The following is a 9,070-nucleotide window of genomic DNA, read 5'->3' as shown; positions in this document are numbered from 1 at the left end:
AGTGGTAAATCTTTTACGCACACGCTTACCGGCGCGGCCGTTTGGGTAACATTCGCAAAGCCAAGACTTCTTAGAACCGTCTTTTAAGTTTCTGATAGACATAGGGTGTTTAAATTTATCTGTATATATGTACAGTTTATTGTCTTGATACTTTTCACACAATGTTTATTTGTATGAGAACGTATAATAATGTAGCGATCCGCATCACATTGCTTTGATATTCAATTGGTTGATCAATTTGTAACTTGTTAAATTCAAAGTAATTAATGAGTTAGGAGTTGCTTATGATCGTTTGTACTTACAGAGAAGATGGTAGTGATTGCACCACTGAGCAATATGAATCTAATCCTGATAAGTATCGAGGACTTATCGACTGTAGTGAATGCGGTGTAAAAACGTGGTTTGTAAAAGGTTATACAACAGCTAAAATCGAGAGAATGGCTTGCTTTGCTGCTCGTCACCTTGAGGGTTGTAACGCCTCTACTGTGTTGGTTAAATCTGAAGGCACTGAAGACGAGGATGAAGAAGGAGAACTTTCTCATGATATCCGAGTCGATTTAGACAAAGCCGGCGCTAAGCAACTCTATGTTTCTCAAGACAACGATAAGCATGGCGATGAATCATCAACTCGCCTTACACCACAGCAAAATATTGGAATTGGTGGTAGTTCTGGATACCCACTCAACAAATCATTAAGGGCGCTCCTTACTAACTTATGTCGAAACCCAAATTACGGCGACAAGGGCCAAACAATCAATATAGTTGCCGATGGCGGTAGAAACGTTATTAACGATACATTGTCTAACTGCTTGGTACCGATTCATAAAGCAAGCGAGCAACATATAGGCAAGGAATACATTTTCTGGGGCCCGATCAACAACCTAGATATTGATAAGAAAGGAACGCTTTGGCTTAACTATGGTGATTATCGTACGGAGCCAAGCATTAGCTTATCATCCGAGTTAAAAGACCAGGTTCTACGTAATTTCAAAATAAAAGAAGTAGGGGAGTTAGATGGTTCAGATGTGATTATTGTTGGTCACGTTGGCATATCACCAAACAACAAAGTTATTATCTCAACAGGCTTCACTAAGTACCTGTCATTTAGAAAAGTTAAAGTTGTAAGTTTGGAAACTGCAAGGGCGTAATTCAACGCCCTTTCTATTATCTCCATAAGTATAGAGTTCTCTAGAGAAGGACTTCCGGAACGATTGGTAAGCCGAAGTATCCTGCAACCTTGTTATATTTTTTGGCAATTTCACGGATTTTACCAATATTACTCCCAAGTAGTTCCATTGTTTTACCAATGTCCCCTGTCTTTTCTAGAGAGTTTTCAAGGAAATCTTTAATACGAGCAAAACTACCTAAGTTATTGCTAGCTTCATCCTCAGTCTCAATTTCTTCGACAACGTCTAAAGCTTTTACAACTTTGTCGCACTCTCGAATAAACTTTTTTCGTTCTGCTGGGTCTGTAATTTCATCTTCGGCATCATCCCTTAGGTCTTCTAGCAAGTTTTCGGCGCTTCCTTTCAAGCCTTTCAACTCGATCTTTATATCAACTTGTTGAGACTGAGTAGAGGTCTGAGTTTGCTCCTGGGTGTTAGTGTTATTATTGACGTTAGTGATATTCGTATCACCAGTTTTTACATTCACAGTCACAACCGTATCCTTTTTAACTTCATTTATGGCTCGGGTAGTTTCTTCTTTTGATTCTATACCACTCAATAGTTTAGAAACAGGGAAACTACGACGAATAGTCCCATTGTAGTATTTCGGCACACCATCTAGTTCATGACCAATTAAATCACTATAGCTTACAGTATAATCATCATAACCTGGAAGTGGAATAAGTTCTTGTACCCCAAGACTGTCAGAATTGTTGCCGTTAAGACTCCGAACATTTTGTCTTATGTGAGCGAAAAAGTCTCGCGCCTGATCACCCGTAACAGTGATTTTGATGACCTTATCAACACTATCTTCTTCAATAAGGGCTTGAACATTGAGAGATGAATCAGAAAGTATCGCACCAGTGCGCCAACGGCGGTCTGCACTAATGTTTGAACTTAGTCTGACTAAAAGTTTTGGGAATAGTGCTGGCGGTAGCAAGTTCTCATATTTAAAAACAAAGTGGATAGTATTAGCTCCGGGAGTTAGCGCTCTAATCTTAACTTCTGTAGGTAGCAAGTTAGGTACTAAGTAAGTTTTACTTTTTAGTGAACCTATCGGATGACAAAGCTCAAATTGCATCATAGATTCAACGATGAAGCGTGCTTTACCGACGTACTTTTCCGGGAAGAGGTTATCGAGCTCTTTTTGTACTTCAGGTAGTTTTATATAGCCTTTATTCGTTGCTAATATTTCTGAGTTAATGATTGCGTAGATGCCGTCAGTAATCCAATGTGGGTTTAAAATGCCCATATCGAAGTCTACAAGCTCTTCAAATGCAATAATTACACTGAGGTCATGTAGAAGGTGGCGTAAGGTAGTTTGAGCTTCTTTGTCATGAATACCATGTTTGCTGCAAATCTCGGTGAAAGCAGACAGCGGTAAATGGTCTTGATCATAAGAAAGGGCTTTGATCTCATTTTTAACTTGAATCCAGTTTCTTGCTAGCTTTACTTTTCTCATTGGCAATTGTGCAACTTGAGCATTGATAAGATTGCGAATCTTATCAATCCCCGTACCATTGGAACATGAAACGCCCTCCACCTTTAGAAGGTTTGGGAATTTCTCTTTTAATTTCCCTTCTTGAAGGTTATTTACGTCAAACATATCTAGTTTATTACGGACAATAATGACCTTAGAGTCACCACCATAAGTTTGGACCTGTTGGAGCCAATATTCGATTTTCTGGTCTTGTTGTAAATCATCCTTACGATCATTGATCACGAGCACATAAACGCAACGACGAGAGAGGAAAAGTTGGTGTGTAGCATGCATTATTTGCTGGCCACCAAAGTCCCAGATTGAGGCGTCTACTGAGGATCGATCATTGAGAGGAACAATGTACTTATTGATGTTAATGCCATGGGTGGTTGGTTCATCAGAATTAAATTCCTCTCCGCTCAGCGCTTTCATCAGCGATGTCTTACCAACCTCTCCATTCCCAAGAAAGACTATTTTTGCCTCATTCAATTCTTCTACATCATCGGACATAGAGTCAAAATATGGTTTGATTGCTTTTTGACCACGTTCAATTATCTCAATAGGAGGGGAGATAAGAGGGTTGTAACTAATAGAAATGCTTTTATTAGCATGTTTTTGGTAATCAGATACTATTTTGAAATTTTTAGCTAGTTCACGAGGAATATCAATAACATTGTTTCTGTCTAAGTTCGCGTGATTAAGCTTTTTTAATTCTATAAGTGGCTCGAGGCTTGCTATGTTGTTATTGGATAAGTTTAGATCTTCTAAATTAGGGAAGTGAGCTAAAAAATCTATACTCTCTAATTTTGAATCAGATACGCTCAAGGATACTAATGATGAATGTTTCCAGTTAGTTTCAATATCTAAAACTATTTCTTTACCACTTAAAGTCAATCGATTAAGGTTTGGAGTGAAGCTTAGCCAGGATAGTTTAAACTCTTTTTTTATTCTCGAGTGGTCGAAAATACTTTGTAACGAAGGCATGTAATGATCGTATTGTATTTCCAAATCTTCCCAAAGAACTATATCCTTTAAGGATTCAGTGTGAATATTTTCTAATTGGATAGGGCTTGCCGTGTTGCGACTAAAAATAAGACTGTGAACTTGAGGTCCTTGAAACTGTGCTGTGGTTGTGTCAATAGGTCCACTAATAAACTTGATATTTGGAGAGTTTTTAAAATCGTTAAGGTTTACAGGTATATTAGTATATAGTTCAGTTAGCTTAGATAAATCTAATTCGGAGTATTGAAAATCAATTTTACTACTTAGATTAAGGTATTTAAGGTTTCTAAATCTATTTATTTCTTTCGAGGTATTTGTATTGATTATATCTTGTAAATGCAATTTTTCTAAATTTTTTATAGATTCTCTAAAAAAACTAAATACATCTTCAGACAAATCAGGTAGACGGAGCGTTTTCAACCATGGAAAAGGGTTAGGCGAAGAGGAGGGGTTAAGATTTGTAATTTTTGATTCAACAGCAATAGCTTCTACTAATCGTGGAAAATCTATCAGCCAGTTTAAACTAGGAATATTTGAAGATATGCTAATGAGGTTTTCATTCAATTTCTCTTTTTTTAACCATTGTAAAAAATTAGACAGTTCCTCGTCATTAAATAAACTTGCGCTTTCTATAGATATTAGTTTGTTATTGAAAACTTTTAGAATATTTATATGGCGGAAGTCATTATCTATTGACTTTTGGATACCAGAAATATCTGAGCTACATTCAATATGTTCTATAGTGATTTCATCTTTATTATATTGATTCCAAAATTTTTTAAAGCGTTGAATTATATCTTCGGTAATACTTGGAATACCATCAAAAATATCTAACTGCTTTACCATTACTTCTTCTCCATCACCAGTGCAACTCTACCAACTACTTTCACTTCATCTTCATCAACGGTTAATGTTGAGCCATTAAAGCTAATCGCCAGTTTTTTACCTGGTAAGCGTTGGATCTCGTTTAGAGAGAGTAAGCCATCCATATCGACCAGGTATGTGCCGCTTACTGCTTGATGAATTTCTTTATCGACAATGAAGGTTGTTCCATCATGCTCAATGCCCATCACATTCAGAACCTTGAGTTTGTCTAAATAGCTCTTATCAAAGACGAGAGTTTCATTACCGACAAGCTTACCGTTTGTAAGTGAAAAAAGGTCCACATCAAAAAGGCTTTTTGATTCATTTTTCTTTGATGTGTGGGCCGTTCTGTCGGGGAAGGGTTCACCTTCACCTAAAGCTAGATACTTGATAGAGACGCCAGTCTTCAAATGAAGTCTAATAATCACTTCATAAGGGGTAAGACCTCGTTGATGCCAAGTTGAAATCGTGCCTTTTGAAACATTGAGGCATTCGCCAAGCGTCTTAAAGTCACTCGATTTTGTGACGAGCTTCATCCTTTCAGTAACATCTCTACCGCCGATGTACTCAAAAGGGGGTATTTTCTCTTGATATTCACTCATAAAAAGTCTAAATTTTCACTCAACGGTTAACTGCGAGGTGCAACTCGCTAATCCGGTAAAACACAATCAGTTACCTTAAAGGATATCACTATGCTCTCTTATCAAGTAGTTTTAAATACACCTTTCATGACTTATGACCAGTATTCTCAGTTTTCAGGTATGCCTAAGCGCACCATCATGGACTGGGTATCAGACGGCCGTTTACCTATTAAAACCAAAACAAAAGGCAAAGAAACACCACTGATCAACATGGTGGCTTTGCTTGAGATCGCGACTCGTGAAGCCATGCAAAACTTAGGTTGATAACCATGCGCTTATCTTCCCTGGTCCCAACCAAAGAGTATTGCCCATTGTGGCTCAACATCCTTGGTTGGAGTTTTGTTTTACTCCCGTTTTTCTTCTATTGAGTATTCGTTATGAACCCAAATGACTCAATGTGCGAATTCCGTGGCTCTAAACAAAAAGCATTTAACGAAGCGTGTTGCGCATTTGCGAACTCGGAGAACATGACCAAGTTAGCTGAAATGGTGGGTATGAACGCCACCATGCTGCGCAACAAGCTCAATCCAGAGCAGCCGCACATTCTTACCAATGTAGAACTTGTGATGATCACGAAGGCGAGTGGCAACTTCACCATTCTTAACAGCCTTTTGCTTGGCCTCGGTGTCGTGACCGCACAAATCCCACATGATGCGAGTGAAGAAACCTTCATTAAGCGGGCGTTAGAAAATGCCATGCACTCCGGCGAGCTTTCCCGTATGGCGCTTGAACATGCAGGCAGTGATCGCCTGAGTCGAACCCACAAACACACCATTATTCAAAAAGCACAGGCAGGCATCAGCAACCTTGTGCTGCTTATCAACGATATCGAAAGCAAAACAAAAGGCGTTTCACCATTTTTAGCGATGAGTGTGGATTTTGTCGCCAACGGTGCCGCCATACCTGGACTTGCCTAACTCATTAACGAACAAAGGAAGTTTTACCATGATAAAGATTGAATTAAACACCCTTGAGGAAGCGATACACCTCCATAACGTCGCCGCTCTTAATGCTTACAAATACCAACAGAACCTTGTTAAAGGCCAAGAGTGTCAGCAAAACGCCAATATCCGTATCTGGAAAGACATTCGTGACCAAGCCATCAAGGATATCGAAAAGTTTGCCGCTGCGAAGGAGACTGCCTAATGGAATATGTCGCTATTCGTTTGTTTGGTGATGGCGCAATGAAGCGCCACAAACACACCCAAGAATTAGAAACCACAACACTTGGAGACTTTGACTGTTTTGAGGACGCGATCCACCAAGCTTGTGAACAGCTTAAATGCAATCACGTTCGCCACGGTGTACTCAGCGAAGGCGAAGGGGCAGGCGGCTTTATCGTCGTGGATACACAGGAGTTTGTTGAGATATGAGTATTCGCAAAGATTGGTTTCAACAAATCAAGCGTGGAGAAGAGCATTATCAATATGGAAAACACCATCCCACGTATTTCAACATTCTCGGACAAAAATTTGGCAAGCTCACGGTTACTAAGCAAGACCCAGGGAAAGGAGTAGAGTGCCGTTGTGAATGCGGAAATACTCATATTGAAAGATATACCGTCGATCTTCGCAGAGGTCATCGCAAGAGCTGTGGAAAGTGCAATAACCTTAGTAGCCCAAATTTTAAGTTTGACGAAGATGCTCTTATTTTGAAGTGGGCTGGTATTAAATCGACTCAGGAGATTGCCAAGTTAGTTGAGCAGCTTGGATACAGAAAAGCTTCAATCAGCACAATCAAAAACAGAGTAAGGACGCTTAATCGCCATCGAGAGAAGAGTAACAAAATATCGTTGCGCAGAAAGGGGGAGCTCTACCCACATGCTAAGTGCTCAGATAACGATGTTGAATTATGTCGATGTCTTTATGACGAGGGACTCACGCCATCTCAGATTGCTGAAAAAATGGAAATGAATCGTTCTCATGTCAGTTCAATCGTTTATTACCATTCTCGCACAGAGCCTGCACTTAGTTGGAGTTTCAGATGAGCACGAAAATATACATCAACCCATGCCATTTGCCTTGCCCTGATTTAGAGCATTACTCGTTGACCAAAGAGGATAAAGAGCGGGGCCTTATTCAGCTAGCAAAAGTACGCAAAGAATTTGCCGCAAAAAGGGCGGAAACAGAAACGCTTCGAGAACGGCGCAAGAGATTATGGCTTGAGAAGCTAAAACAGAAGTCTCTGCGCTTACCTAATCGAGTGATAATGCCTTACTAAACATAATGAAAAAACACAATTTCAACCTGAATAATCCTCTTAATCGACTCCCGAGCAATCTGCATCGGGAGTTGCTTTCTTATCTGGACAATCACAAAGGCACATCTCAGCTTTCTTTTATTAATGGCGAATGGGTTCATGATGGAAAACTGACGCCAAGAGAAAGGGTCTTTGAGTTTGCGTCATCTATGGCCAATAAGCTCAAGCTACCTTACGACATTCGAAACTATATCGATAAAGCATCAGCCAGCAGGTTAAAAAAGTATGGTTTTAAGCGTGCGGTAGATTTTATTGAAAAACGAAGCAGTGCGGTTGCTGCAGCGTTTTCGGTCTTGCCTGAGCCGTGGTGGAAAGTTGATAGCGAAATTAAAATCGCTCAATTGGCCATAGAAATGGCTGGGCGTTGTGGTAATCGAGTTAGGTTGGCATCTGATCATGGTATGTCGCCAATGGAGAGTATTGGTTTTATTAACGAGTTCACTGGGGCTTCTTTATGGCTTCCCCATTTTGCTTATGTTGAAAGTTCTGACCAGGCATATTCGATGATATGTCGACTGATGGATGAAGGATTTTGGCGTAGAGCTATCGGTCGTATTGCAGTGGCCGTATTAGAAAATGCTCGCCGGGCTGCAGGTATGGTTTCTCCACACAGCTCTCCTTATGCGTCCAATGCGGCTTGTGAGTGGTTGACCATTCGGCAGGACCGACAAAGAGAATGGATTGAGCTCATGGCCATTGAATCTGAAAATGGTGATGTGGTTGATCTTAAAACCGTTATTGATTCGTCCCAAAGTAACCCGGCTAATCGAAGACATGAACTGATGACTCGTATTGCAGGTTGTCAGGAATATGCAGAGAGTAATGATCATGTAGCGATTTTTGTCACTATGACGGCGCCCAGCCGTTTTCATCGACTTAAAAAGCACGGTAAATACTGGGTTGAAAATCCTAAATTTGATGGCGGTAATCCCAAAGATGCCCATGCTTGGTTAAGCAAAGGTTGGAACTTGTTTAGAGCCTGGGCAGATTATCGTGAATTGACTTATTACGGTATGAGGGTTGTTGAGCCTCACCAAGACGGAACACCGCACTGGCATGGTGTGTTTTTTATGCCGCTTGGGCATGTTCAACAATTCATTGCAGGGCTTCAGTCGTATCAGTTTAGAGAAAATAGTGAGCTGTTCTTTGATGATGGTGCTCCAAGAACGAAAGCCATGAAGGCCCGTTTTGAGGCCAAGCTTATCGATAAGTCGGCAGGCGGTGCCGTGGCTTATCTGGCCAAATACATATCAAAGAACGTTGATGGTTATGCGCTTGAAGGTGAAACCGATCGAGACAACAAAAGAGCGCAGCTTCAAGAAACCGTGAAAAACGTGACTGCCTGGTCGCGTACATTTTGTTTTCGTCAATTCCAATTCCAGAAAACTCCACCTGTGACTATTTGGCGTGAGCTTCGCCGCATCGATGAAGAGCAAGAATACTGCTTATTTGAGAAAGCGAGAAGAGCGGCCGATCTTGGCTTTTTCTCCGCTTACATGGATTACATGGGCGGGCACCGACTTCGTTCATCTGAGCGCCCGATCCGTTTGGTTAAAAAGGAAAGAGAAAATAAATACGGTGAAATTGTCGAGGTAACTGACGGGGTGCAAGGGTCCGGTTTGGTTGTTTATACACGGGAAACGGAATGGAAACTCGTC

Annotated in this window: 10 protein-coding genes and 1 pseudogene; 8 read left to right on the top strand and 3 right to left on the bottom strand. The window is 40.6% G+C overall.

Annotated features, from left to right (window positions below):
- Nucleotides 1-102: pseudogene (locus VSA01S_RS20390) on the bottom strand (DNA integration/recombination/inversion protein); the annotation flags it as partial.
- Between the two features lie 182 nt (nucleotides 103-284).
- Here VSA01S_RS20390 and VSA01S_RS18720 point away from each other — a divergent pair.
- Complete coding sequence (locus tag VSA01S_RS18720) at nucleotides 285-1,148, top strand: hypothetical protein (protein ID WP_039983669.1); 864 nt, start codon at nucleotides 285-287, stop codon at nucleotides 1,146-1,148.
- Between the two features lie 40 nt (nucleotides 1,149-1,188).
- Here VSA01S_RS18720 and VSA01S_RS18715 read toward each other — a convergent pair whose 3' ends face one another.
- The gene (locus VSA01S_RS18715) at nucleotides 1,189-4,494 is read right to left on the bottom strand and encodes a COR domain-containing protein (RefSeq protein WP_039983671.1); all 3,306 of its coding nucleotides are present in this window, start codon (nucleotides 4,492-4,494) and stop codon (nucleotides 1,189-1,191) included.
- On the bottom strand, nucleotides 4,494-5,114 hold the full coding sequence (locus VSA01S_RS18710) for a phage repressor protein CI (protein WP_103021968.1): 621 nt from the start codon (nucleotides 5,112-5,114) through the stop codon (nucleotides 4,494-4,496). The genes VSA01S_RS18715 and VSA01S_RS18710 overlap by 1 nt, the downstream gene beginning before the upstream one ends.
- A gap of 90 nt (nucleotides 5,115-5,204) precedes the next feature.
- On the opposite strand from VSA01S_RS18710, the gene VSA01S_RS18705 reads away from it, so the two are divergent.
- From VSA01S_RS18705 to VSA01S_RS18675, 7 genes are all read left to right on the top strand, one after another.
- Entirely contained in the window at nucleotides 5,205-5,417 is a 213-nt protein-coding gene (locus VSA01S_RS18705; RefSeq protein ID WP_039982917.1) for a hypothetical protein, read from the top strand.
- A gap of 113 nt (nucleotides 5,418-5,530) precedes the next feature.
- Nucleotides 5,531-6,070: a phage regulatory CII family protein gene (locus VSA01S_RS18700; protein WP_039982915.1), complete on the top strand. Its 540-nt coding sequence runs from the start codon at nucleotides 5,531-5,533 to the stop codon at nucleotides 6,068-6,070.
- Between the two features lie 28 nt (nucleotides 6,071-6,098).
- The gene (locus VSA01S_RS18695; RefSeq protein ID WP_039982913.1) at nucleotides 6,099-6,299 is read left to right on the top strand and encodes a hypothetical protein; all 201 of its coding nucleotides are present in this window, start codon (nucleotides 6,099-6,101) and stop codon (nucleotides 6,297-6,299) included.
- Entirely contained in the window at nucleotides 6,299-6,526 is a 228-nt protein-coding gene (locus VSA01S_RS18690; protein ID WP_039982911.1) for a hypothetical protein, read from the top strand. Before VSA01S_RS18695 ends, VSA01S_RS18690 begins: the two co-directional genes overlap by 1 nt.
- Nucleotides 6,523-7,140, top strand: a complete 618-nt coding sequence (locus VSA01S_RS18685; RefSeq protein ID WP_050567435.1) for a hypothetical protein — start codon at nucleotides 6,523-6,525, stop codon at nucleotides 7,138-7,140. The genes VSA01S_RS18690 and VSA01S_RS18685 overlap by 4 nt, the downstream gene beginning before the upstream one ends.
- A complete protein-coding gene (locus VSA01S_RS18680) occupies nucleotides 7,137-7,373 on the top strand; it encodes a hypothetical protein (protein ID WP_039982909.1) in 237 nt (78 codons plus the stop codon). The genes VSA01S_RS18685 and VSA01S_RS18680 overlap by 4 nt, the downstream gene beginning before the upstream one ends.
- A gap of 5 nt (nucleotides 7,374-7,378) precedes the next feature.
- Nucleotides 7,379-9,070, top strand: a 1,692-nt coding sequence (locus VSA01S_RS18675) for a replication endonuclease (RefSeq protein ID WP_147052745.1), incomplete at its 3' end; no start/stop codon positions are given.

It is taken from the genome of Vibrio sagamiensis NBRC 104589 (genome assembly GCF_007990935.1).
Classification (GTDB): Bacteria; Pseudomonadota; Gammaproteobacteria; order Enterobacterales; family Vibrionaceae; genus Vibrio; species Vibrio sagamiensis.
This window is presented reverse-complemented; position numbering and strand designations above follow the sequence as displayed.